This window comes from Microbulbifer sp. ABM4_008 (assembly GCF_056311705.1).
The window spans coordinates 3,651,352-3,676,927 of the sequence record NZ_CM149970.1 but is presented as its reverse complement, the minus strand read 5'-3'; the positions used below and the strand labels follow the sequence as shown (position 1 = coordinate 3,676,927).

The window sequence follows — 25,576 nt, the reverse complement described above, 5'->3', positions numbered from 1 at the left end:
AGTTGTATCCAACATATATGTAGTTTGCTGATTGAGTCGGCGCCACCTTATGGGTAGATTTACGCGCAATAAACATAACAATTTTTAGGTGGTGCTCTTTCCATAGCTCAATGCGCTGAAAAATTGAGCAGGAAAACGCAGACTATTCCCGCGCCAAGTACCACCCCACTTTGATCAGAAGGAATCCCTTATGGCCGCCGAGTGGCTGATCGCCCTTACTTTTGTCGCCTATTTGGCGTTGATTGTTGTTATCGGTATTTACGCCTACATGCGTACAAAAAATGCCAGCGACTATTTCCTCGGCGGCCGTTCCCTGCCGCCGGCAGTGGCGGCCCTGTCTGCCGGAGCCTCGGATATGAGTGGCTGGCTGCTTCTGGGTTTGCCTGGCGCGGCCTATGCAGCGGGGCTCTCCGCCGGTTGGATCGCAATCGGCCTTTTCTCCGGCATCGTTCTGAGCTGGGTGACAATGGGCCGGCGCCTGCGCATCTACACCTATGAGCTCGACGACTCCCTGACGGTGCCAGCCTATCTGGATCGTCGGTTTAAGATGGGGCACCCCTATCTGCGCACCGTCTGCGCGATATTCATCCTTCTATTTTTCCTTTTCTATGTGGCTTCGGGCCTGATTGCCGGCGGCAAATTGTTTGAAACGGTGTTTGGCTGGGATTATCGCTGGGCGGTGATTATCGGTGCGGTTGCTGTTATTTCTTACACCCTGTTTGGCGGGTTTTTGGCGGTGTCCTGGACCGATGTGTTCCAGGGACTGCTGATGAGTGGGGCGCTGATTGCGGTGCCTCTCGTTGTTATTTCTGACCAGGGTGGTTTTTCCGCCAGCTGGACTCGCCTGCAAACGGAGATGCCACAGCTGACCCACTGGATGACTGATAACACCGGGCAAACCTTAAGCCTGGTGGCGATACTCAGTTCCCTTGCGTGGGGACTGGGCTACTTCGGCCAGCCGCATATCTTGGCGCGATTTATGGCGGTGCGCAGCCCTAACGATATTCCGGTTGCGGCGACAGTGGCGGCGGTTTGGTCCCTGGCCGGTTTCTTGGGTGCAATGGCGGTAGGCCTGTTTGCCCACCTGGAAATCCAGCAGAGCCTGCCAGATGGCGAAACTGTGTTTATGGAAATGGTGCAGGTGCTGTTCCATCCGCTAGTTGCCGGTGTTCTTTTGGCGGCGATTCTATCTGCCATTATGAGTACGGCAGACTCCCAGCTGTTGGTGTCCTCGGCTGCGCTGGCGGAGGATATTTACCACGTTTGGTTTGGTCGTGAGACCACTCCGGAAGCCATGGTGAAAGTGGGGCGCTGGGCGGTGGTTGCTTTATCACTGGTGGCTGTGTGGATTGCGATGGACCCGGATTCCAAGGTTCTGGATGTGGTGAGTTACGCCTGGGCTGGTCTGGGCGCTGCCTTTGGCCCGGCGTTGTTGATCAGTCTCTACTGGTCCCGTATGACCGGTAGTGGCGCTATTGCCGGTGTTATCGTTGGCGGCCTCACCGTTGTGGTGTGGGAGCAACTCTCCGGTGGCATTTTTGATGTTTATGAGCTGTTGCCGGGTTTTGTTTTCTCTTCAGCTGCTATCGTGTTAGTGAGCGCGCTGACGAAGTGCCCGGAAGCCGTTGCCTCACAGCACCGCAAGTTGCTTGGTTGAGGGGGCAGGGCAGGACTTGAGCCCGAGCGACTCGCTCGGGCCGAGACAGACCAGCCGCGCTAGGGACGCATCTCTGGCAAAGGTGCGACTGTTGTGAAGTGAAATGGATTTCCATCCGCAGCAATTATTCAAATAGCGGTTGGAGATGCTGAGTGATCAAAGTTCATCTCGGTGATATCACTCGATTGCACGTCGATGTAATCGTCAATGCTGCCAACAGCCGTCTCTTGGGAGGCGGTGGTGTCGATGGGGCCATACACCGCGCAGCGGGGCCCAATCTACTGGAGGCCTGCCGCAATCTGGGCGGTTGTCCTGTTGGTGAAGTGCGCGCCACTGGCGCTTATTCCATTCCCGTAAAACGTATCTACCACACAGTTGGGCCGGTTTGGCGCGGCGGTAGTTTGGGTGAGCCCGAGCTGCTCTCCAGCTGTTATCGACACTGCCTGGCATTGGCCCGGCGCGAAAATATGCGCTCAATCGCTTTTCCTGCGATCAGTTGCGGTATCTACGATTATCCCCCAGAGCTGGCCGTAGAAGTGGCTGTGGAGCAAGTGCAGCAATTCCAGGAGAAGGAGGGGGCGCCGCAGCAGGTTGTATTCTGCTGTTTCGATAAATCGATGGCGGATCTCTATTTATCCCAGTTGGATGCCTACGTTAGGCGCTAAAAGCCACGTTTTGTAGGCCTCGTGGTATTTTCGGCCATTGATTGATATCCATGGGTTGGGGATTATTATTGCTCTGACAATAACAATATAAGAATGAGGAGATTGTCATGCGCAGTGCCCAGCAGTGGTTTTCCGAGTATGGTGAGAGTCATCAGAATCCGATCAACAAATCCATTCATTGGATTGCTGTTCCCGTAATTTATGCAACTGTGGCCGGACTTTTGTGGGCAGTTCCGCAGCCGGACTTTATGGCGACAATTCCCTGGCTGAACTGGGCTGTCGTGGTGACAATCCCGATTCTTCTGTTTTATTTCGCGATGTCGTTTCCCATTGCCCTGGGAATGACGGGATTAACTGTTCTGTGTTTGTGGGCTTGGTCGGTATTGGAGCGGCTGGGGGTGCCCATCTGGCAGACGGCACTGGCCCTATTTGTGATCATGTGGGTGTTCCAATTTATCGGCCACCATATCGAAGGCAAGAAACCCTCTTTCTTTAAGGACTTACAATTCCTGTTGATTGGCCCCGCCTGGGTGATCGGGTTTATTTACCGGAAACTGGGCATTCAATACTGATTGCCGGGTTATGCAGATGAGTGGCTGTGGCCACTCATCGATCTATCCTGCTATCGGTTGTAGTGAACCGGTACTTCCAGTGTCTCTTTGACTTCTTCCATCACCACATAGCTGGTGCACTCCTGCACCTCCGGCAGTGTCAAAAGCGTTTCGCCGTAGAACTTGCGATAGGCACTCATATCCGCCACCCGGGCCTTGATCAAGTAATCAAAATTCCCCGATACCAGGTAACACTCCTGCACTTCAGGCAGGGCGGCCACGGCGTTGCGAAATTCCTCAAAAGCGTCCTGTGCGGAGCGGTTCAGTCTGATCTGCACAAAAACGACCAGGGCAGCATCGAGGTACTCCGGGTTGATCAGGGCGGTGTAGCCCTGAATGACGTTGTCACTTTCCAGGCGTTTGACCCGTTCGACGCAGGGGGTCGCGGTCAGACCTACCTGCCGGGCCAGCTCTGCATAGCTGGTTCGTCCATTCTTTTGTAGAACACGCAATATGTTCCGGTCGATGGTACTTAGCTCTCCCGCACGTTTGCGCATAACTGCTGACTCCGAATTGGTCGACATGGTCAAAAAATAGACTTGGCGACAGGGTTATTAGTGGATTCCACTAGTTTTATCAAAAATCTACTAAATATCCACTTCTTATCTGTTCTTATACTGGGGAAAACATAGAAATTAGGTACTCCTATTTGATTAAGGCAGTACCGAGCGCACAGAGCGAGGAGAAGGAAAATGTTGATTGGCGTCCCTAAAGAGATTAAGAACCACGAGTATCGTATTGGCCTGACGCCGTCGAGTGTTCGCGAACTGGTTGGCCACGGCCACCAAGTGATCGTACAGAAGGATGGTGGTGCCGCTATTGGTTTCCCCGATGAGATGTACGTTCAAGCCGGCGCCAAGATTATCGATACTCCGGAAGAGATTTTTGCCACTGCCGATATGATCGTCAAGGTAAAAGAGCCCCAGCCCCACGAGTGCGAAATGCTGCGCCCTGGGCAGGTTCTGTACACCTATCTGCACCTGGCTCCAGACCCCAAACAAACTGAGCTGCTGGTGAAGTCCGGCGCTACCTGCATCGCTTATGAAACTGTAACCGACCGCTTCGGAGGCCTGCCTCTGCTGGCGCCTATGTCTGAAGTTGCTGGCCGTATGTCTGTACAGTGCGGTGCCCACCACCTGGAAAAAGCCCAGGGTGGTCTCGGCGTACTGCTCGGCGGTGTTCCCGGTGTAGCTCCTGCTAAAGTCCTGATTATCGGTGGCGGTGTTGTTGGTACTAACGCAGCGAAGATGGCCCTGGGTATGGGTGCTGACGTTACTATCCTCGACCGTTCCCTACCGCGTCTGCGTCAGCTGGACGATATTTTCGGTGGCGCGGTTCGCACTGAGTACTCCACTAACGATGCTATTGAAAAGCACGCACTGGAAGCTGACCTGGTTGTTGGTGCGGTTCTGATTCCTGGCGCGGCAGCCCCCAAACTGCTGACCCGCGACATTATCAGCCGCATGAAGAAAGGCGCAGTTGTAGCTGACGTTGCTATTGACCAGGGCGGTTGTTTCGAGACTTCCAAGGCGACTACTCACCAAGAGCCTACTTATGTAGTTGATGGTGTGGTTCACTACTGTGTTGCCAATATGCCCGGCGGTGTAGCTCGCACCTCCACTATGGCCCTGAACAATGCCACCCTGCCTTTCGCGGTAGCCCTGGCAAACAAAGGCGCCAAGCAGGCACTGTTGGACGATTCCAACCTGCTGGAAGGCCTGAATGTTCACGCTGGCATGGTGACCTACCAAGCCGTAGCCGACGTATTGGGTTACGAGTTTGTAGATCCCAAACTGGCTCTGCAAAAACAAGCAGTAGCGGAAGACGCTGTAGCTTAATTGCCCCCAGTGGCCGCCTGCGGGCGGCCACATTGTAAATAAGCGGTAACGCGCTTGTTGTTGGGAAGTTTCCCCCGGAGCGCTCTTTGCGTTCCTCTCTGTGAGACCTGGTGGCATAGCCACTAATTGATAGCCGCGTATTTACGCGGCTTTTTTATGCGCGTTATTTATGTTTTGGAGAAAGCTGGGCTTGTTGTTTAGGGAAAAACTGGGGAAGGGGAGGAGGAAAAACAGAAAGGGTGCTGAGGGACTTCCTTGTCGCCTCACGAGGGAGAGGGGTTTAGGGCTAGGGTTAAATAACCCAGATTTCTACCCGGCGATTTTTTATCTTTGAGCTGGAGCTGTTGGAGGCTACCGGCAGATAGGCACCAAAGCCCTGAACCGGTGCTGTATTAATCTGGTGATCCCTTAGAGCTGAGCGAACGGTAACTGCGCGTAGTTTTGATAACACGATTGAGCGTCCCTCGCTCACTTTCTCATCGCCAAATCCGATCAATAGCAGTCGCTTGTGGCTGTTCTCAGGCTTTTGCATAAAGCGGACAAGTCGCTGTATATCCTGTTTTGCCTTGTTATCTAAAGAGGCGCTGCCTTCAGAGAAACGGAAGTTAATACTCAGGCGTTCTGCATTTTCCGTTAACTTCAGGTATTCGCTGGGCCCCTCCCGGTTGGCTTCAGGTTTTACACCGATTGGCGTCTGCGCGACAAATCCAGTGGCCTTTACCAGCTCCTGTCCCTGTTCACTCTGTACAAAGTGCAGGAACTCTTCGGCGACGGGTTTTAAACCGTAAGCAGCGGTATAGAGAAATAGACGGCGGGAGAGGGGGTAGTCTTCAGTTGCAATTGTCAGATGCTCTGGAGCTTGCGGTTGGGTGTTCTGGTCAGATACCGATACGGCCTTGGCCCGTCGAATAGACGCCAAGCCGACAAACCCAATACTGTTGGGATTCGCCGAAACACGGTCTGACAATTGATCATTCGATTCGAAGCGTTTTGCATTAGTAATAAGGGAGTGCTTTTTCCCGAGCACCAAGCTTTTAAACGTATCCCAGGTGCCGGACTGATTATCTCTCGCCAGAACTTTGATACGACCTTTCCGCCCGCCCACTTCAGACCAGTCGGTAATTTTCCCGGAAAATATTGCTGCTATTTGTTGCAGGGTTAATTGAGTAATGGGGTTTTGAGGGTGAACAATAATGGCGAGTCCATCGATGGCAATGACATGTTCTGCACCTTGACCGCGCATATCTCCAAAGCGACTCAGGGCTGCGTGCTCAGCATCTTTTATTGGTCGCGAAGCCATGGCGATATTGGCCTGGGACCGTTCAAGGCCTTTAAATCCCGTGCTCGAACCGTGTGCCGCAATATCGACATATATTTTTTTGCCACCGAGATCCCCTTGCACTCGAACCTCATTTTCTTTCCCTAAAGGGATAATCTCCAGATTACTGCCACCACGGGCTTCGAGGTAATCGCTCACCAGGTTGGGTGCCAGCTTTGCACCGACAGTATTGGAGCCGTGTAGAGTAAAAAGCAGGCCCGTTGTATCGGGAGGGAAACGGGTTTGGGCTGTAGAAGTTGCAGCAGCCAGTGCCCCCCCAAGAAGAAGTAAGGTAAGGGTTTGCTTTAGCCGGCTTAAGAATACGCTCATAGTAATTCGACCGTAAGGTGGTAAAACGAGGGCGCAAAATATGACTTAATTGTGACAAATTGATGAAATATTGATTGCTGAATTACGCAATTGTCTCATCGTGAGAGATAGGTAACTTTAGCGGGGTTTATTTGAACAATTGAAGTATGGGTGGTTAAGCTTTCGTAAAAGCTTGCTCTATGTTTTAAAACACAATAGATCAAACAGGTGTTTAGAGGCCCCCGTGAAGGCGTATTAGAGCCTCTAAAATTTGAGCAATTTAAAAAGCGGGAAATAACCGGCTAATTAGGACTGGCAGTGCAGTTTCTACCCGCAAAATACGTGGACCCAGGTGAACGGATTGAAAGCCTGCTTCCTGGAGCTTCTCGACTTCATAACTGATAAAGCCGCCTTCAGGGCCAATGGCTAAAGTGGTCGGTTGCTTTATGTCCACAGGGCAAGCTGTTCCCCCTACTGGATGAGCCACCAGTTTACGGGAGTCACTGGAGAGGGAAGGGAGTTCGTCTTCGACAAACGGTTTAAAGCGTTTGCGCAACAGAATTTCCGGCAGTTGCGTATCGACAGCCTGCTCTAGTCCGAGCAAGCATTGCTCAAAGAGTTTGTCTTCCTGCAACCAGGGGGTTTGCCAGTAAGACTTTTCGACCCGGTAACTATTAATTAAAACCAGTTTTTTGACTCCGAGTGCAGTCAGGTGCTGGATAACCCGCTTGAGCATTTTGGGTCGAGGCAGGGCCAAAATAAGTGTGAGAGGTAATGGCTGGGGCGGATCGATTGCGAGTGCCACTTCAAGCTCAACGCACTTCTCGTCGAGCGTAACAATCTCGCCACTACCTATTTGCCCGTCGAGCAGTCCGACACGAAGTTGTTGTCCCGGCGCTGCTCTGTGAACCTTGATGATATGCTCCAATTGGCGTCCAGTCAGGCGGACGCGATTGGGGCTAATAAAGTCGTGCTTTTGTAAAACAATCAGGTTCAAAGTCGGGCGCCTTGGTACTTCAATTTATAACGGTGTCGGTGCTATGGGGCTGGGCTAGCTGGTTTGAGCTGAAGCAATCGCGCCTTTGCCAATACCTTCGTAGGCTCTTACGGTAATCGCTTTCCCAGGCTCTTTAGCCGCCAGGGTGTTGGCAATATATTGGGCCAACTGCTCCACCGTGGTATCACAGTCAAGAATTTCACAAACTTTGGCAGGGATGGACAGGGTGAAGTTTCCCTGTTGTGCACTGTAAGCAAAGTTATGGATATCCTCACCGCGATCATCGGCAGTTGTTGAAACCAGATCCTCGCGAGTGCCCAGGTAGATATCTTCCCAGCGCTCAGCCCAGTACTTTTCCAGCTCTGTATCGCGTTGGCCACCCGTCATGACCTGAATACGTGAACGGTGTCCATGGGCGATACGCTGGCAGTTGCCAAGGTGTTTTTTCAGGCCATGGCTGTAGTGGTAGAAAGCATCTTCAATGACTTCACAGTGGAAGCTGAGCTTGAGCTTCTCCACGCTATCGGGGAAGTGGCTGGCCAGCTGCTGGACACACCAGATGGCGACGCTCTCAGGAGTAATTACCTCGGCGTCCACTAAGGCAAAAGCTTGTTCCGGACCTGACACTTTAATAGAGGCCCCGTTTTCCAGTAGCCAGGTCAGGTTAACCTGGTCTCCACTGTGCTCCAGGGTCAGTTGGGGTGAGCGGGTAGGTACCAAGAGGCGGTGGTCGACTTGATCATCCAGCCAATGCCTCAGGGTCTTTTTCACTATGCCAAAGTCGCAAACCATCCCCTGTTCATCCAAGGCGCCATCGAGGGCTGCGTTTGCCAGCCAGGTCTCGCCTACGATGCCTCGTTTTGAGTCGAGGTAGCTGAAGTCAACGTTGGTTAAATTATCGACAAACAAGTGCATGAGTAACTCTTTGCAGGGGGTGAGATAGTAGTCGTTTATTATAACCTGTTAATAGGGCTGGATCTTATTCGTTTATGCCTCTATAATCGCGCCCTCTTCGGATGCACTGACACCGAAGATCGTTGTGGCGGCCCTCCCGGTCCCCTCGCAATGAGCAGCTGTGAACTCCGCCAGGCCCGGAAGGGAGCAACGGTAGCAGTGGTATCATGTGCCGAGGGTGTTGCTGGTTGGGCTGCCTCCAATCTCTCCCTTCTTTGTTTCAAAAATCATCCCCTGAAATTCCCCGTTGAGAGTGTTTTGCTCGACCGTATCCTGGGTTTTTGCTCTTTTCCTCACCAAATTTTTTCTCGCAAAGACGATATAAAAGGGGATTTTGTGTCGATCTGGCTCGATCTTCGGCCTCGTCGTCGCTGATTGTGTGGGGCTTATGCTATAAACGGCGTCAACTATAAGCAGATCTAAAAATGATTCTTGAGGAGAAAATGAAAAAAGTTGCTCTCTCGATAGCGGTTGCCGTTGCACTGTCTGCCTGTGACAGTGGGCAGCAAGCGGTAAAACCGGTTGGTGTAGCCCAGGCGACTGCGGAAAGCCCAGCTGATAATTCCCAGCTGACAGTCAAAGATGCGCAAGCTTTCTTAAAAGATGCCCAGGCTCGCATGGAAAAAATGGGACAAGAGGCAAGCCATGCCGCTTGGCTTGCTTCTACCTATATCAATATTGATTCCCAATACGTAGAAGCTTTGGCTTCAGAGCGATACACCACCCTGGCCGTGGAGCTGGCTTCAGAGGCCGCCAAATTTAACGACTTGGACCTGGACCCGGATACCCGTCGCCAGTTGACCATGTTGAAGCAGGGGTTGGTATTCCCGGCGCCGAAAGATCCGGCACTAACTTCTGAGTTGGCGCAAATTGGCTCAAAAATGCAGGGCATGTACGGTGCCGGTAAATACTGCCGCGAAGATGCCGGTGAAGAAAAGTGCTATACCCTGACCGAGATGGGGCAGGTGATGGCGACTAATCGCGATCCTGAATTGCTTAAGGATTTGTGGGTTGGTTGGCGTAAAGTTTCTCCTCCCATGAAGCCTCTGTATGAGCGCCAGGTGGAGATCGGTAATGCGGGCACCAAAGAGCTGGGTTATGACAACCTGAGTGTTTTCTGGCGCTCCAAATACGATATGGCTCCAGATGCTTTTGCGGCAGATATGGATACCCAGTGGGGTAAAGTGAAGCCGTTGTACGAAGCTTTGCACTGCCATGTTCGCGCCAAGTTGAATGAGCATTATGGCGATGACGTAGTGCCGGCTCAGGGTAAGATTCCTGCACACTTGCTGGGTAATATGTGGGCTCAGGAGTGGGGTAACGTCTACGACATCGTAAAAGACGACGACATGCAGGCGCCCTATGATCTGACTCAGCTGGTGGTTGATTCCGGCATGAGTGAAAAAGACATGGTTAAAGTCGGGGAGAAGTTCTTCACCTCCCTGGGCTTTAAGCCTCTACCGGAAACTTTCTGGGAGCGCTCTCAGTTCACCCAGCCACGCGATCGCGATGTAGTTTGTCATGCCAGCGCCTGGAATATGGACGGGCAGGACGATCTCCGCATCAAGATGTGTATCAATAAAACGGGTGAAGACCTGGTTACCATCCACCACGAGTTGGGCCACAACTTCTACCAGCGCATTTATAAGGATCAGCCTTTCCTCTATAAAAATGGCGCTAACGACGGCTTCCACGAAGCTGTTGGCGACACCATCGCGCTTTCCATCACGCCGAAGTACCTCAAGGAAATCGGTTTGATGAATGAGGTGCCGGATGAGAGTAAAGATATCGGTTACCTGATGCAGCAGGCGCTGGATAAGATTGCCTTCCTGCCATTTGGTCTGCTCGTTGATAAGTGGCGCTGGCAAGTATTCAACGGTGAGGTGAAGCCGGAAGACTACAACAAGGCCTGGTGGAAGCTGCGTGAAGATTACCAGGGCATTGCCGCTCCGGTAGAGCGCTCCGAAGAGAACTTCGATCCGGGTGCCAAGTACCATATCCCCGGTAATACGCCTTACGCTCGCTACTTCCTGGCGCGTATCCAGCAGTTCCAATTCCACCGCGCGCTGTGTGAAGCCGCTGGTGAAACCGGACCGCTGCACCGCTGCTCCATCTACCAGAATGATGAGGCTGGTAAGAAGCTGCGCGCTATGTTGGCAATGGGTGCAAGCAAGCCCTGGCCGGATGCTATGGAAGCGCTCACCGGTCAGCGCGACCTGGATGCTTCCGCCATTATCGATTACTTCCAGCCGCTGATGGCGTACCTGGAAGAGCAGAACCAAGGGCGTCAGTGCGGTTGGTAGTCTGAAGAGTCTTAGCTTTATTTTTGAAGCTAAATGAAGAAGGGGGCTTTGCCCCCTTTTTTTGGCTGGCAGTCTCGTTTCTAATGTAGTTTGGTTTGTTTCTCTTCCTCTTTTAAGAAGCTTGCGGCAGCCTTGGTGAAGGCTTCCATCGGAGGACGAAGAGACCCAATTCCCGCCATATAGCGGTTCATGGTTTTGTTCGCCAAGCTGGAGTTAATGGTTGGTGTAATATTTGCCTTGATGATTTTCAGTAGATCAAAGCCCAAGGGTGGACCCCTGTCATCAATTCCTGGAGTGAGGAAGGTGTCACTCTCTGAATGGGAAAGGTTATACATCTGCAATGTGTTGTTGACCGTTTCTACACTGGAGCCGGAAATAGACCTGACGGTGCCACCCAGTCCCACTGTTTCGGTAATCGCGCTGTCTCCCATGTCCCTGTTGACATCTGCTGGGGTAACGCCCTGTACTAATTGCCCGTGTCCTACTCCTGCAATTCCAGTAAACCAAGTGTTTCCAAGACCAGAGACCTTGATCCCAAACTCTGTTCCATTGCGGGCCATTGTGGTGATGATACTGCTATGGGGAATACCACTTCCTGCGTCGGCTACAGCTTTACAGGTGGCCATAATAGGGTTTAGGGAAAAGGAGCCGTCCTGATAGATTTGAGTCGATATTTTTTCAATATCGTGTTTGTTCGTACAGTTTTTGATGATGCCCGGTAATATGATTCCGGAAAGTAGTAATGTGGCTGCATTCGTCATCAGGTGGCAGTCATCACCCATCAGTAAGCTTCTGCCGATAATGGGCAGGAAATCGATACCGCCTTGCTCTTTGATCACTTGATCGAGGACTGGAGCTATATGATTTTCTATCCAGTGAAGTTGGTCGATTGCATCTTGGTCATAGACACCGAATCGCATCGAGCTTCCCCGGTTGTCACCTCGATCGTCGCTGAGATTGGAGTAAGCTCGATACCCGGTTACCTTGTCTTCTACGATATAAACCGACATTGAGTAGGTGATAATACCCGCCATTGGTCCAACGGCACTGTGATCGTGGCAGGGCTCCAGGTCCACCCCGCCTTCGGCCATAATTTTTTCAGCCTCAGCTTTATTCTTTGCCAGCCCTTCATAAATCAGGCCGGCAATAATGGCGCCCTTTAATGGCCCGGATGCCCGCTGCCAGGTTATTGGAGGGCCGGCGTGGAGCATTAAGTTCTTGCGCATGCCAGGTATATTATCTCCGGCCTTGCCTATGCCGATTAATACCGGAGTGGCCTGCTTCATGCGCTTGACCGTTTCATCATTAGCCTGTTGATTAAGAGCTTGGAAATCAGGGTCGGCCAGTTCGTGCAAGATTTTTTCTGTGCTGGGCCTGAACTCAATGTCCGTTCTCATTGCTACTCCTGTGAATTTAACAATTCGGCGTATTGTTCAGTAATGATGTTCATATTGCGTAGCATTAGATCCGTGGTGCCGGTAATTACCTGAATTTGGCGCTTTTCAGATATTTTCATATTTCCCTCAAACCCCCGGCTGGCGTAACTCAGATGGTCTTTTGCCTTTCGTAGGTTGTCATTGATCTCTGGCGTATTGAGGGGGCTCTCCAATAGCTGATTCAGTCGGTTGGAGTATTCGGAGAGATCTTCTTGCAATCCGGTTTCGGCATCATCCAAGGATACTTCCCAAAGTTTAGCAGCGTAGTTCTTGGCGATTCTCTGGGAGAGCATACGCTGGCGGCCGGCGATATTAATGAGTTCGGCGCTGTTGTGATTGGCGACTTGTTGGAGTTGGACCACATAGGTGTGAGCAGCAGAAAGAAGGGAGTTGCTGCGCTGAAATAATTCGCTGGCGCTTTGTTTATTGACGGGTTGTAAGGCGACAGACTCAAAGGCTTTCCATTCTCTTTCAACTTTAACAAGTTGATCCCTGATCTTTTCTGCGCCATGAAAATTATTTAGTTTCTCGTGATTCTTTTTAAATTCGTGAATTGATCGGGCAAATACCTTTTCGTGGCGCTCTGCATCCGGTTGAATCCCGCGCAAGATGTAAGTCTGGGTGATGCGTTGGGATAGCATTCTTTGTCGACCAGCCGTATTGATGGCGTCTCCCATAGAGAAGGCTGCGACATCCAGGCTTAAAATTAACAAGATAAATACTGCTGACAACTTCATGATTTTACTCTTGTAGTTTGACTTACTTCACAATTTAAGTGGGTTTTATGTTTGCAATGCATGCGTGAGCCCTCTCGGTTAATGAGAGGTTGCAGGGGTATTACGGAGTTATTCAGAGATCCTTGAGTAACAGTGATGTGAGCTTATAGGGGCTGCTTTCTGAATAAGGCGATTTTGAACAATATTGATAAGTTAAACAAATAAGCTCCAAATTCCATTGATTGAGCAAAAATAAATAATTTAAATACGTTGTTAGGAAATATGATTTTGCAAACTCATCTGGTTTTAGGATTTGACGTTCCTTATATCAAATTTAAGGATGGAGATATCTAACCCTTTTTTTCGGTGTTAACGCTTTGGTGGTATTTGGATTGGGGGTGAGGGGGAGTTTTCTGGTGAGTGGATTGTTGTGGGGTTAATGGAGGCTTAGGTGAGGAGGATAATAGCTGGAAATAAAAAAGGCCCTACCAGGGGTAGAGCCTTCTTCTCATCAGATCTAAGGTGACTTAGAACTGGTAATTCAGAGCCAAGCTGAACAGGTAAGCTTCGGTCTTGGTGGTGCCACCATCGAAGTAGGTAATCAGGGTGTCGCTGATGTTGTTAGCTTCCTGGATAACTTCGTCATCACCCCAGATGTAGGCGAAAGCACCATCAACGGTAAGTTTGTCAGTCAGTGAGTAGGTACCGCCAACAGTCAGCCACTGGCGATCAGTGTCAGGAATAGACAGGGTACGCCAGGTAATCGGGAGATCTTCATCTACCAGCTCTGAGAGCTCTTCAGTTTCTTCGCGGTTTAAGCCGTCACGGGCTGCGCCTTGGTCGTAAGCGTAACCAAAGCGGAAGGTCCACTCGTCATTGCGGTAGTATTCACCACCGATGCTGAAGCGAGAACCGCTCTGGAAGTTTTCTTCTTTCAGCAGAAGCGGGTTGTACTCTTCACCAGCGGAGGGGATAAAGGCTTCGAGGCGCTCGAAACGGTCCCAGTTGGTCCACATGTAGCCTACCGCCACACCCCAGTTATTGTTGAAGCGGTGGTAGAAGCCCAGCTCCAGGGTGTCAGGCAGGTTCAGGGTCAGGTTGCCGGAAGTATCGTCAAATGAATCCAGCGGGCTCGGAGCGATGTCGGAGCTTACTTCACCCTTAATTTTGGGGTCGTACTTAGCGTGGTAAGAAATACCTGCGCGAGTGTTGTCGCTGATGCGCCACAGGCCGCCGATGGTCCAGCTCAGGTCCCAGGCATCCCCTTTTACGTCCAACACGGTGGCGCCGGCGGGGTTAAATCCTAAGACGGGTTCTACAACGTCACCGATCAGGAAGTCATCGGGGAAGGTGGTGTTCAGTTCTGCATCAACGTAGAAAATATTCGCTGCCAGGCCAATGCTGAATTGATCGTTAAAATCGTAAGCAACAGATGGCTGGATGTTTACGGTCAGCAGAGAGGTTTTGTTGGCGATTGTAGTTGCAGGGAAGTTATCCGGGAAATCAGTTTCCAGGCCAAAGTCGGTGTACATGGCAAGGCCCCAGGACCACTCATCATTGATGGGGGCGGCCAGGTAGCCGTTGGGGATTACCGCGCTGGTGGCGTAGTCTTTGGCGCTCGCGGGAGTTTCGAATCCCAGGTAGCCAGTTTCCTCACTGCCGACATAGTAGGTGACATCACCATCAACATCGATTTCGGGATCAACGTAAGTCGCACCAAGAGAAATGGTGTAAGTATTGAATAGAGCTGAACCGGCTGGGTTGCGCGCCAGAATTGCAGCGTTGTCGCCGATAGTGTTTTCGGCAGCAAATGCGCGGCCAAGGCCTGTTGCACTGGTTTCCTGCAAGTAGAAACCTGCAGCCATAGCGCCATGGGAAACGGAGCTGATAGCTGCGGCCAGAACTGCGTGTCGCAGGTATTTTTTATTCATGAGAACCCATCTCTAAGTCTGCTGATTACTGAAAGCCATAAACAGGTTGGAAAAAACTCTGCCATGGCAGGAAGGCCTTTAGACTTATATAAGTACCTTCCACTTCCGTAGCAAATCCCTTACTAAAAAGTCTAGCAATACGTCATTGCCCTAGTGAGGGAGAGGAGTGACTTTATAAAGACAATGGGGACAAAAATCTATCCAAGTCGACGGATTTTTTTTCATCAGTCGAAAATGTGGCCATTTATTGGCTGGCAGCGACTTTTTCGCCGTTGATGGATAAATTTGTCAGGTTGATTTGATACCTTTTGCCATTTTCTTCTCTTTGGATAAGTTTCACCAAAGCGTAGTTCCATTGCGGTGCGATCCAGACAGTTGTCTCTCTTCCTGAGTCTTTATCTCTCACTCGAGCGACTTTAATTGTCTCCACCGGGCCCAGAGGTGTTTTTAGGGTTTCAGTGCCAACTTGACTGAATTTGTAATCGCGAATTTTTTTGCCGTCGGCAACTTTGTATTGAAGGTCTGTTTTTCCAGCGGCGACATCGAGTGCTAGTTGGATTTGATAGCTCACCTTGTCAAGAATATTAGGTGGGGCGTCTTTGAGATCCCGCTCCGGATTATGGACGTTAAAGATCATACCTTTTGACGGTTCGAAATTAAGCACCGTGGCGCGATTTCGACCAAGGCCTTTGCGGCGATATTCGTAATGTTGGGGGGTGATATGGCCATCCTGGCTGGTAAAGCGAGAGTACTCTTTAATACTGGCAAAAAGGGCGCTGCTATCGAAGTCCAGGCGCCAGTTGCCGTCCTGTCCGGACAATTCCCGAGTGGCGGTAATGCTGATCCCATTAAATCGGGCGGCGTAGGTGGCTTTGAAAGGTTCCAGCTCAGCAGCAATTGCCTGGCCGGTAATTAAAAAAAGAAACAGAGAGGTAGCAAAAAGGCGCACTGTGATATCCCACAAAAAACTGAACCCTTTTGAATACTAGCTGGCGAGGCGCGCAAAGTACATTGAAGGACTTTTACCCCGCCAGCTATCAAGGGCTGGTTTTATGCGGAAACCTGAACCCCGTGGTGAGGTAGTAATTCACCATCCAGCTGAACTCGATCATCTGCCATTTGCAGGCGCTGTTGAGCAAACCAGGTAACTGCCATGGGGTAAATGATGTGTTCTTGAACCTGCACTCGCTTTGCCAGTAGCTCTGGAGTGTCTCCCTCCTTAATAGGAACAATGGCTTGGACGATAGGTGGTCCGCCATCGAGTTCCTCGGTGACAAAATGCACGGTTACGCCGTGTTCTTTGTCCCCGGCTTCCAGTGCCCGCTTATGGGTATGCAGGCCCTGGTACTTCGGCAGTAAGGAGGGGTGAATGTTGATCAGGCGGCCGTTGTAGTGGCGCACAAAGTCGGGTGTCAAAATACGCATAAACCCAGCCAGTACAACCAAATCTGGTTTGCACTTGTCGATCTCTTCGATCAAGGCGTGATCGAAGGTTTCTCTGCTGGAGAAATCCCGGTGATCCACCACAGAGGTGGGAACGCCTGCCTGTTCTGCGCGAGTCAGCCCATAGGCATCTGCCTTATTGCTGACAACTGCAGTCACGGAAAAAGGCGCGTCCTCTTGTGCGGCGGCATCCAGCAGAGCCTGCAGGTTGCTGCCACTACCGGAGATTAATACGGCAACTCTACAAGACATTACAGCCCCGCCAGCTCTACTGCTTCCGCCCCTTCTTTGGCATCTTCGATAGTGCCAACGACAAAGGCGTCTTCGCCCATTTGCTTGAGAGCGGATAGTGCCGACTCGGATTGCTCTGCAGGCACGCAAATAACCATGCCAACACCGCAGTTAAACGTGCGGTACATTTCGCGGCTATCGATATTGCCTGCATCACGCAGCCAATTAAATACAGGAGGCATTTCCCAGCTGGTGACATCAATACGCGCGCTGCAGCCTTCGGGCAGTACGCGGGGCAGGTTTTCCAGTAAGCCGCCGCCAGTGATATGGCTTAGCGCATTCACCTGGAAGCTCTTCATTAATTGCAGCAGGTTTTTAACGTAAATACGGGTCGGGGCCATCAACGCTTTGGCCAGGGTTTCACCGCCGATGTCCTGCTGGAGATCGGCACCGCTGACTTCTAGAACCTTGCGGATCAGGGAGTAGCCATTGGAGTGGGGGCCACTGGAGGCCAGGCCGATCAATACGTCGCCAGCTTTAACTTTGCTGCCGTCGATGATTTCAGATTTTTCTACGACACCGGTGCAGAAGCCTGCCAGGTCATAATCGTCGCCTTCGTACATGCCGGGCATTTCGGCGGTCTCGCCGCCGACCAGTGCGCAGCCTGACAGCTCACAGCCTTTGCCAATGCCGGTAACTACTTCTGCAGCAATATCGACATTGAGTTTGCCGGTTGCGTAATAGTCGAGGAAGAAGAGGGGTTCAGCTCCTGCTACGATCAGGTCATTCACACACATGGCGACAAGATCGATACCGATGCTGTCGTGAATGCCCAAGTCCATTGCCAGGCGTAACTTGGTACCTACACCGTCGGTGCCGGAAACCAAAACCGGCTCTTTATAGCCGCTTGGAAGTTCACACAGGGCGCCGAATCCGCCCAGTCCGCCCATTACCTCGGGGCGGGATGTGCGTTTGGCGACATTTTTGATGCGCTCTACCAGTGCATTACCTGCGTCGATATCGACACCGGCATCTTTATAAGAGAGGGATGTTTGCGTAGATTGCGGCTTGGAATCGCTCATGATTCTTCCTGCGGTGGGTATTCGAAGGGCGCGTATTCTATCTGGGTCTTGCCTCGGGAGCCACGCCCAGACGGCATCTCGAAGGGGGATTTCGGCATTTTCTCACCATTTGAACTGTGAAATCACTCCGATAGTGAGAACTCGGGGCTGAGAGAAACGTCTGACGCTGATACAATAGCCGCAATTTTTAGTCCGCCCTAAAATCTGGCGTCTTGCACATCGATAATAATTTCTGCAAGCTCAGGGGCGGAAAATAAGAGGTTTGGAGAGAAGTCCTATGCACAAGCTGCTCCGGCAGGGATTGGTGTTGCAGTTGCTGGCTCTGATCATCAGTGTTCTAGCCCTACCGGTCCAAGCTCGAGTCATCTCGGATTTGTACGAAGTTGTCGAGGCTGTGTCGAGTCGCGGAGCCACGGATCGTGCAGCAGCCGGAAGTCGCGGCCTGGAACGGGTGTTCGTACGTGTTACGGGAGATGCCGCTGTCGGTAGTAACCCAAATGTGCAGCCGATATTAAAAAATGCACAGCAGTTTGTTCAAGGGTATCGCTATACCCGTGAGGACAATCAGCTCTACTTGCACCTTTCCTTTGATCCCCAAGCGATCTCCCGGCAAGTTAATCAAATGAACTTGCCCATGTGGCCTAACAATCGCCCCGGCACTTTGGTGTGGCTTGCAGTAGATACCCTGCAAGAGGGCCGCAGTGCTCTGAGTGAAGAAGCGACCCCGGAGCTCTTCTCTGTACTTGAGGCAATGGCTATCGAGCGCGGTGTCCCCCTGGATTTCCCGGTAATGGACCTGAATGATCAGCGCAATATGCCTTTGGGAGCTCTCTGGGCCCAGGATGAGCAAGCAGCTGAGAAGGCGGGTTTTCGCTATAGCCCCGATGCCACTTTGATGGGCCGGGTGCTTCAAGCTTCAGGCCATCGCTGGCAGGCAGATTGGTTGCTAATTCACGGCGGTCGCAGCTATGCCTTCGATACCGCCGGAGGTTCGCTGGAAGAGGTCGCTCTGCGCGGCGTTAACCAGCTGGCCAATATTCTTGCGCAGCGCTATGCGGTGTCCCCGAATGGCCAGGACAATCAGTTGGGCGCGGTGATTGTTGAGTTATCTGGTATCGACAGTTTTGCTGATTATGCCAAGGCATCTGGTTACCTACAGGGGTTGGCACAGGTCAGCAGTGCTAACCTGCTCTCTGTTGAAGGGGACCGAATGCGCCTGGCACTGGTCACTTCGGCAGGGTTGAGCAATTTGCGTGATACCCTGGCTCTAAACCATAAATTGCGAGCACAAGCGGACGGAGACGCCATTAACCTGAATGGATACCGTTCACCCTTGGGCAGCGCTGAGAATCCGTTGCGCTATCACTGGGATTGAGATGAGTATTCCGCAACAATTGCCGCTGGGGGTATCCCTGCGGGATGACGCCACTTTTGATAACTTCTACCTGTCGGATTCAGATCCAAATCGACAGGTAGTTGCCCTGCTGCAGTCTTTTGCCAGTGGCGAGAATCCCGAGTCTGTAATTTACATTTGGGGTGAGGCGGGTAGTGGTATTAGCCACTTGCTTCAGTCTGCTTGTCAGTGCGCAGAGGCCAATGGTCGCTCTTTCCATTATCTCCCTCTCGCAGACCTAATGAACATGGACCCGGCTGTTATTCTCGACGGACTCGAACGACTGGACCTTGTCTGTATAGATGACGTTCATTTGTTGGAGGGGCAGCCCGAGTGGCAGACTGCTATTTTCCACCTCTATAACCGAGTTAAGGATGGCGGCCGGCAGTTATTAATGGGGGCTCGCAAGTCACCCCGAGGTATGGATATTGCCCTGGCTGATCTGCAGTCACGCCTGCACTGGTCCCTGGTGTTCCAGCTCAAAACCCTGAATGACAGCGATAAAGTTGCCGCCCTGCGCCGTCGCAGCCGTCTGCGCGGTTTTGACCTGCCGGAAGATGTGGCCCAGTACATATTGCACCGCGCCCCGAGGGATACTCGAGCACTCTTTCTGTGTCTGGAGGAGCTGGACCGGGCTTCACTTATGGCTAAGCGTAAAATCACCATTCCTTTTGTTAAGCAGGTTTTGGATATCTGACCCCAGCATTGGACTCTGGCCGACCTGCTTTAGCCTCCTGAGCTCATTTGGGCTCCTCTGTCTCGTGTTATAGCGACACTTGACGCTTTTTCCGTCTAATATGGTTGGTGTTTACTCACTTCACCTTCCCTATCTGCTCCTGCGCCATCTCCTTCACCTGTGTATTTCCGTGTGAAATCTGCTCTACTCACGATACCAATTTGAGGCAGCGAGTGGGTTTATGGTGAGTCTTGCCCCTGTTTGCTCCCAAATATCTCTGGTTGAGGGCAGCGTTATGCCAAACATTCATAAAATCCTGTATGTCAGCCATGCTGCTGAGGATGAAAGCAGCGGACTCATGCAGGCTTTTGCAGTGGCGCGCAATCATCAGGCGGAGATTAAGGTTTTACTGGTCTGTCCGAAGGTGCCGGAGGGGTTTGAGGAGTTTAGTCGGCTCTGTGTGAGGACAATGCTTGATAGGGTCAGGAGTGAAATTGAGTCGGCCCGCGTACATATGGAGTTATCGGCGGAAAGGACCAATTTGGAGATTGAGTCAGATTGTGGTGCCCGACCTGCCGAGCGGGTGATCCGCCGGGTATTGGCTGAGGGCTATGACCTGGTGATCAAGAATGTTGAGGGTCGCAGCCAGCTTAAGGGCTTCAAGGCAATGGATATGGATCTGCTGCGAAAGTGTCCCTGCCCGGTATGGCTGTGCCGCCCAATCAAGGAACATCGCAACAAGATTCAGGTGGCTGTAGCTCTCGACCCTGAATGCGAGGATGGCAGCACTTATGACTTGGCGATCCGGTTGCTGCGTTGGTCGCGAGTACTCGCTGACAGTTGCAGTGGGGTGTTGAACGTTATTTCCTGTTGGGACTTCGATATCGATGAATACTTGCGGCGCCATTTTCCCTTGAGCGCTTCTGAGGAAGAGTTGGATGAGGCCACTGAATCAGCGCGGGCCCAACACCGATCAAAACTCGATGTATTGATACGTGCATCCGGAATTGAGGGGGAAATACGTATTCACCATGTGGTTGCCCATCCAGATAACTTTATTCCATTGCTGATTGATGAAGAAGGTCTCGACTTGCTGGTTATGGGCACTGTTGGACGGGCGGGTATTCCCGGTTTCATTATGGGGAATACTGCAGAGAATATATTGCAGAAGGTCAGTTGCTCCCTGCTGGCTCTGAAGCCCAGTGACTTTGTATCGCCGATAAAATAGTTGTGAATTATGGGTCTAATTCAGCTTGGCCCCTGCGCTGATCGCTCTATCGGAATTCTCTGCTGCGGGAGTTGAGGTGATCCTGATACCGGGACAAAATTACAGCTAAGAATTCGGGAGAAATATAATGATTAAGACTATTGCCAAATGGTTTGGCGGCTTATTTTTTGTGGGGGTTTTGGCAGTTTCTGCTTTTGCTATTAATGCAGTTTATTTCAAGCCTTGGTCTATAGATGTATTTTTTGAACGTGTCTTTATAAAAATCGGTAGTAGCAGTCCGGAAATCCTTTCACAAATTAGAATTTTGGAACAATTTGGAATTGATGGACACAATGCGCATCTCGATGATTTGTCTGAAGAAGAGCAGTTGCGTGTTATTGAAATGATGAAGAGCGAGCTGGCGGTATTGCGCAGCTATGATCGCGAAAGTTTGGAAGGGCAGCAGGCCATTTCCTATGATGTGTTAGAGCATCTTCTCAGTATAAAGGCGGAAGTTGAACGCTGGAGGCACCATGATTACCCGCTTAACCAAATGTCGGGTGAGCAGAATAGGTTGCCGGAGTTTCTCGCTGAAGTACATCAGATCAACAATGTAAAAGAAGCTGATTATTACTTGTCTCGTCTGGGAGAGGTCGGACGTAAGTTTGATCAATTGCTGGATGGTCTGAAGATAAGGGAAGAGAAAGATATTCTGCCCCCGCGCTTTGTTGTCGATAGTGTTTTAGAGGAAATGCAGGGTTTTATCGCCGCGCCGGTAAAAGAAAATATACTTTATGCCTCATTACTGGAGCGACTTAACAAAATTGAAAAGCTGGATAAACAGGAGCGGGAACGTATTCTCAGCCAAGCTGAGTTGCTGATTGGTACAGAAGTTTACGCCGCGTATCAAGGGCTAATCGATTATTTCAGTACTCTCCGGTTAAAAGTTGGAGAGAACAATGGTGTTTGGGCATTGCCGGATGGGGATGCCTACTATGCCTATCAGGTACGCAACTTTACCAGTACAGATATTGCACCGGAGGAACTCCATCGTATTGGATTGGAAGAAGTTGCAAGAATTGAAACGGAAATGAATGAAATTTTTTCATCCGTTGGTAGAACCAGTGGCACTATTAGCGAACGTTTCTCTGCACTGAATAATGATCCCCAGTTTCTTTATGAGGATTCAGATTTAGGGCGGGAGAAAATTATTGCCGATTACCAGCTAATGATTGATGAAATTGATGCAGGCCTGGGTGACTATTTTGATTTAAAACCCAAAATGGGTGTTGAGGTGCGCCGAGTCCCAGAGTTTAAAGAGCAAGGTTCGGCGGGAGCCTACTACAACCCTCCAGCAATGGACGGGTCTCGCCCCGGCGTATTTTATGCAAACTTGCGGGATGTTCATGAAACCAAAAAGTTTGGAATGCGTACCTTGGCTTACCATGAAGCGGTGCCTGGGCATCACTTCCAGTTGGCAATAGCGCAAGAACTAAAAGGTGTGCCGACTTTCCGTAAAATGGGGTTGTTTAATGCTTACTCGGAAGGGTGGGCACTGTACTCCGAGAAGCTTGCTAAAGAAGCCGGTTTCCAGGAAAACCCCTATGATGATTTGGGTCGGTTGCAGGCGGAAATGTTCCGGGCTGTGCGGTTGGTCGTGGATACTGGAATGCACTATAAGCGCTGGAGTCGCGAGCAAGCGATTGATTATATGCTGGAAAAGACCGGTATGACTGAGTCCGAAGTCACCACCGAAATCGAGCGATATATGGTTTGGCCCGGTCAGGCACTGGCCTACAAAACCGGTATGCTAAAGATTCTTGAGTTGCGTGAACGCGCTAAAGAAGCGCTTGGTAGCCAGTTTGATATCCGCCAGTTCCACAATGTAGTTCTCACCAATGGCGCTTTGCCATTGGCAGTGTTGGAGCAGCAGGTAGATCAGTGGATAGCAACCAACAAGAGTTAGGATTCACTTTTGCAGAGTATTCGGCTATAGGATCGTCAAAAGAGTAACTTAAAAAGTTGAGCATCTTTACCGCTAGAAAGGGTGAAGGTGCTCGGATTATGTGGTTTTAGTAACTAAAAAGGGAGAAGGGAAGAATACACCGCGCTTGGGACCCTATGAGGCATGGATGCCGATTAGGAGCTTACAGGGATGTATTCACAGCGTGTCTCGAGTGCGGTGTATTCTTTCCTTCCACCCCAGTAGTAAGAGTAGTACTTGTAAGGGGTTGGTAAGTGCCGAAGTCAAAAGCTATTACGATAGATGATGGGTTTTCTAGAGTTAAATTTCTAAAAGGAAGAACTCCCGAAACAACGGATGAGGAAGCTAAAGATGCATTTGCCTTATTGTCCGAGTATAGGGATGGTGGAATATATGTAGCCCACTATTCAGGGAATAGTGAGTGGGAAAGGCACACCAATGGAGATGAGTTTGTTCAAGTTGTAGATGGAGAAACAACTCTAATTCTTCTCGTAAACGGTAAAGAGAAGCAGAACGAATTATCTGCTGGGCAAATATTGGTTATACCAAAAGGTGTCTGGCACCGATTTGAAACGCCTAGCGAAGTAAAAGTTATGACTATTACCCCGCAGCCAACTGAGCACAGTATAGCTAAGCCATGCGATACCTAAGAGATAAGATCATTCTACATACCGGCAGCGGTTTGCAGTATAAGAGTGAGCGCTATTAGCTTAAATTAAAAAAGGCCACAGATAGTGGCCTTTTTTAATTCTGTTTTAACCTTTTAGTTATACTTTTGGAGTTCTGGTGTTTGCTATCCACTCGTCAATAATTTCCTCCAGGGCATCCAGTGGTACTGGGCCGTTGGCCAGAACTGCATTGTGGAATTGACGAATATCAAACTTCTCTCCCAGTTCTTTTTTGGCTTTCTCACGAAGCTGTAAAATTTTGAGCATGCCAATTTTGTAGGCTGTTGCCTGGCCGGGTAATACGATATAGCGCTCGACGGCTTTAATAACATCCCCCTCAGGATTAGGGGTGTTTTCCATCAGGTATTGTATGGCTTGTTCTCGGGTCCACTTCTTTGTGTGAATTCCGGTATCGACTACAAGGCGTCCTGCTCGCCACAACTCCATGGCGAGGCGCCCAAAATCTGAGTAGGGGTCTTGGTAGAGTCCCATCTCTTTTGGCACCATTTCAGAGTAAAGGCCCCAACCCTCGGTATAGGCGGTATAGTGACCATATTTGCGGAACTTAGGGATATCCTGTAATTCCTGGGTGATAGAGAGCTGCATATGGTGGCCGGGGATACCCTCGTGGTATGCCAGTGCTTCCATCTGGTAACTGGGCATATCGTCCATATTGTAGAGGTTGGCGTAGTAGATGCCTGGGCGTGAGCCGTCGGCAGCAGGTTGCAGGTAAAAAGCTTTACCGGCAGATTTCTCCCGGAATGGTTCGACCGCTCTCACATCGAGGTCCGCTCTAGGTTTGGTGATAAATAACTCGTCCAGCCTACCCTTCATGGTATCGATAATGGTAGTAGCCTTCTCAAGATATGCAGCTTTCCCCTGTTCAGTGGTCGGGTAATAAAATTGCTGGTCGGTGCGCATAAATTCGAAGAAGTTTTTCAACTTACCTTCGAATTTTACTTTACGCATAATTTCCCGCATCTCATCATGGATGCGAGTCACTTCTTCAAGGCCAATCCTATGAATTTCTTCGGCTGTCATATCGGTAGAAGTGTAAAAGCCGAGACGAAAATTATAAAAGTCACTGCCATCTGCCAGTTTCCAGGCGCCATCATCAGTAGTTGCGCGTATCTCAAGCTCTTGCAGGTAGTCGATTAGGGTTTTATAGGCGGGGCCAGTGTTGTCTTTTAGTGCTGTTTTAGCTTTATCTATTAAGGACTTTTTCTGTTCTTTACTGATATCGAGGTTTTCTACTTTTCCCTTAAAGTCAGCAAATAGAGGGCTGTCCTTTTTTCTATCAAAAGGAGCACCAGTAATTAGGTTTTGTGCATCTCCAATAACATAGGGGAAAACGAATTTTGGAATAGTGGTGCCAGCTTTGGCCTTTTCTTCCAGTTGGTCTTGCAGCTGTGCGAAATACTGGGGAATTCTATTTAATCGGGAAATATAAGCTTCGGCATCCCTAATGTTATCGATACGGTGCTGGCTGATAAGTGTTGAAGCGGCGCCGGTATGGATGGCGAACATTTGGTTGACTGGGTAATTATGATTTCGCCACTTATAAGCTTCGATCTCTTGTTGCAACGTGCGTTTTGCCAGTCGAAGATTAAGTTGGGTAGGTCGATCCAGTATAGCGGGATCAATTTTATTCAGCTCGGATAATTGACGCTTATTAATTTCATGGGTTTCTTGCGCAAATTCAGGAGTTAGATCATTCCATTTGCCGTACTCCTCTTTCAGACCCAAGAATGTTTTAAATTCAGGGCTGCGGTCTAGATGCTCCTGGAAGAAATTATCGAACAGCAAATTGACCTTCTTGCTGGCCTCGCTCATTTCTTTACTGACCTTCGGGGGAGGTGGCTGATTAAGTGCACTTTCCTCTAAGGGTGCAATCTTTTGTGCATCCGCATTGTTGGTACTGTCGTTGCAGCCTGTGAGAATGAGTGAGCTTACTGCCGCTGCAATCAGAGTTATTTTTAACTTCATGAGTACAATCCTTGCGTTCAAAGAGTAGCTCTTACTTTTTTATCATTATTTTTGCAGTTAATGGACTTTTTTATGTAAAAGCATCCCATTATTTGGTTTTGTGGATATAAATTCAGCAGAAAATAAGAGCGGTGCACTTTTTTGGTATGGGGAATACTGGGTATGTTTTAT

At 50.3% G+C, this 25,576-nt stretch carries 21 protein-coding genes and 1 other RNA gene; 11 read left to right on the top strand and 11 right to left on the bottom strand.

The window, feature by feature from the left end; all coding sequences use genetic code 11:
- Positions 1 to 190: 190 nt before the first annotated feature.
- The 3 genes from putP to ACYX4J_RS15945 all read left to right on the top strand — a co-directional run bounded on the left by putP (position 191) and on the right by ACYX4J_RS15945 (position 2,894).
- A complete protein-coding gene (putP, locus tag ACYX4J_RS15955; protein ID WP_476177033.1) occupies positions 191 to 1,657 on the top strand; it encodes a sodium/proline symporter PutP in 1,467 nt (488 codons plus the stop codon).
- Positions 1,658 to 1,809: 152 nt separating this feature from the next.
- Entirely contained in the window at positions 1,810 to 2,322 is a 513-nt protein-coding gene (locus ACYX4J_RS15950) for an O-acetyl-ADP-ribose deacetylase (protein WP_476177032.1), read from the top strand.
- A 107-nt stretch (positions 2,323 to 2,429) separates the two neighbouring features.
- Entirely contained in the window at positions 2,430 to 2,894 is a 465-nt protein-coding gene (locus ACYX4J_RS15945; RefSeq protein ID WP_444894669.1) for an Mpo1 family 2-hydroxy fatty acid dioxygenase, read from the top strand.
- Positions 2,895 to 2,944: 50 nt separating this feature from the next.
- On the opposite strand, the gene ACYX4J_RS15940 is transcribed toward ACYX4J_RS15945, so the two are convergent.
- Complete coding sequence (locus tag ACYX4J_RS15940; RefSeq protein WP_282931670.1) at positions 2,945 to 3,430, bottom strand: Lrp/AsnC ligand binding domain-containing protein; 486 nt, start codon at positions 3,428 to 3,430, stop codon at positions 2,945 to 2,947.
- 195 nt (positions 3,431 to 3,625) lie between these two features.
- Here ACYX4J_RS15940 and ald point away from each other — a divergent pair, with 195 nt between their 5' ends.
- A complete protein-coding gene (gene ald / locus ACYX4J_RS15935) occupies positions 3,626 to 4,771 on the top strand; it encodes an alanine dehydrogenase (protein ID WP_413664782.1) in 1,146 nt (381 codons plus the stop codon).
- A gap of 292 nt (positions 4,772 to 5,063) precedes the next feature.
- Here ald and ACYX4J_RS15930 read toward each other — a convergent pair whose 3' ends face one another.
- From ACYX4J_RS15930 to ACYX4J_RS15920, 3 genes are all read right to left on the bottom strand, one after another.
- Entirely contained in the window at positions 5,064 to 6,419 is a 1,356-nt protein-coding gene (locus ACYX4J_RS15930) for a substrate-binding domain-containing protein (protein WP_444906090.1), read from the bottom strand.
- Between the two features lie 259 nt (positions 6,420 to 6,678).
- Entirely contained in the window at positions 6,679 to 7,395 is a 717-nt protein-coding gene (locus tag ACYX4J_RS15925) for a 16S rRNA (uracil(1498)-N(3))-methyltransferase (protein WP_444906089.1), read from the bottom strand.
- Between the two features lie 54 nt (positions 7,396 to 7,449).
- A complete protein-coding gene (locus tag ACYX4J_RS15920) occupies positions 7,450 to 8,310 on the bottom strand; it encodes a 6-carboxytetrahydropterin synthase (protein WP_444906088.1) in 861 nt (286 codons plus the stop codon).
- A gap of 134 nt (positions 8,311 to 8,444) precedes the next feature.
- Here ACYX4J_RS15920 and ffs point away from each other — a divergent pair.
- Both ffs and ACYX4J_RS15910 read left to right on the top strand, forming a co-directional pair.
- An RNA gene (gene ffs / locus ACYX4J_RS15915) (signal recognition particle sRNA small type) lies at positions 8,445 to 8,542 on the top strand.
- A 250-nt stretch (positions 8,543 to 8,792) separates the two neighbouring features.
- Positions 8,793 to 10,652 carry a M2 family metallopeptidase gene (locus tag ACYX4J_RS15910; protein ID WP_444906087.1) on the top strand — a complete coding sequence of 620 codons (1,860 nt, stop codon included), beginning with the start codon at positions 8,793 to 8,795 and terminating at the stop codon, positions 10,650 to 10,652.
- A gap of 80 nt (positions 10,653 to 10,732) precedes the next feature.
- Here the strand turns inward: ACYX4J_RS15910 and ACYX4J_RS15905 are convergent, their stop codons facing one another.
- The 6 genes from ACYX4J_RS15905 to purM all read right to left on the bottom strand — a co-directional run bounded on the left by ACYX4J_RS15905 (position 10,733) and on the right by purM (position 17,491).
- Positions 10,733 to 12,049 (bottom strand): YlbE family protein, encoded by a 1,317-nt coding sequence (locus ACYX4J_RS15905; RefSeq protein ID WP_444906086.1) that lies wholly within the window; start codon positions 12,047 to 12,049, stop codon positions 10,733 to 10,735.
- A 2-nt stretch (positions 12,050 to 12,051) separates the two neighbouring features.
- On the bottom strand, positions 12,052 to 12,825 hold the full coding sequence (locus tag ACYX4J_RS15900; protein WP_444906085.1) for a type IV pili methyl-accepting chemotaxis transducer N-terminal domain-containing protein: 774 nt from the start codon (positions 12,823 to 12,825) through the stop codon (positions 12,052 to 12,054).
- 506 nt (positions 12,826 to 13,331) lie between these two features.
- A complete protein-coding gene (locus tag ACYX4J_RS15895; RefSeq protein WP_444906084.1) occupies positions 13,332 to 14,735 on the bottom strand; it encodes an outer membrane protein transport protein in 1,404 nt (467 codons plus the stop codon).
- Between the two features lie 244 nt (positions 14,736 to 14,979).
- Positions 14,980 to 15,684, bottom strand: coding sequence for a DUF3108 domain-containing protein (locus tag ACYX4J_RS15890; protein WP_282931679.1), 705 nt, complete (start codon positions 15,682 to 15,684; stop codon positions 14,980 to 14,982).
- Between the two features lie 101 nt (positions 15,685 to 15,785).
- Positions 15,786 to 16,430, bottom strand: a complete 645-nt coding sequence (purN, locus tag ACYX4J_RS15885) for a phosphoribosylglycinamide formyltransferase (protein WP_444906083.1) — start codon at positions 16,428 to 16,430, stop codon at positions 15,786 to 15,788.
- Entirely contained in the window at positions 16,430 to 17,491 is a 1,062-nt protein-coding gene (purM, locus tag ACYX4J_RS15880) for a phosphoribosylformylglycinamidine cyclo-ligase (RefSeq protein WP_444906082.1), read from the bottom strand. Before purM ends, purN begins: the two co-directional genes overlap by 1 nt.
- A 277-nt stretch (positions 17,492 to 17,768) precedes the next feature.
- On the opposite strand from purM, the gene ACYX4J_RS15875 reads away from it, so the two are divergent.
- The 5 genes from ACYX4J_RS15875 (at position 17,769) to ACYX4J_RS15855 (ending at position 23,401) form a co-directional block, all read left to right on the top strand.
- Positions 17,769 to 18,866: a DUF2066 domain-containing protein gene (locus ACYX4J_RS15875; protein WP_282931682.1), complete on the top strand. Its 1,098-nt coding sequence runs from the start codon at positions 17,769 to 17,771 to the stop codon at positions 18,864 to 18,866.
- A 1-nt stretch (position 18,867) separates the two neighbouring features.
- Positions 18,868 to 19,581 carry a DnaA regulatory inactivator Hda gene (gene hda / locus ACYX4J_RS15870; protein WP_282931683.1) on the top strand — a complete coding sequence of 238 codons (714 nt, stop codon included), beginning with the start codon at positions 18,868 to 18,870 and terminating at the stop codon, positions 19,579 to 19,581.
- 274 nt (positions 19,582 to 19,855) lie between these two features.
- Positions 19,856 to 20,788, top strand: coding sequence for a universal stress protein (locus tag ACYX4J_RS15865; protein WP_413664792.1), 933 nt, complete (start codon positions 19,856 to 19,858; stop codon positions 20,786 to 20,788).
- 127 nt (positions 20,789 to 20,915) lie between these two features.
- Positions 20,916 to 22,733, top strand: a complete 1,818-nt coding sequence (locus ACYX4J_RS15860; RefSeq protein WP_444906081.1) for a DUF885 domain-containing protein — start codon at positions 20,916 to 20,918, stop codon at positions 22,731 to 22,733.
- A 272-nt stretch (positions 22,734 to 23,005) separates the two neighbouring features.
- Positions 23,006 to 23,401, top strand: coding sequence for a cupin domain-containing protein (locus ACYX4J_RS15855; RefSeq protein WP_444906080.1), 396 nt, complete (start codon positions 23,006 to 23,008; stop codon positions 23,399 to 23,401).
- A 117-nt stretch (positions 23,402 to 23,518) separates the two neighbouring features.
- Here ACYX4J_RS15855 and ACYX4J_RS15850 read toward each other — a convergent pair whose 3' ends face one another.
- Entirely contained in the window at positions 23,519 to 25,405 is a 1,887-nt protein-coding gene (locus ACYX4J_RS15850; RefSeq protein WP_444906079.1) for a DUF885 domain-containing protein, read from the bottom strand.
- Between the last annotated feature and the right edge of the window lie 171 nt (positions 25,406 to 25,576).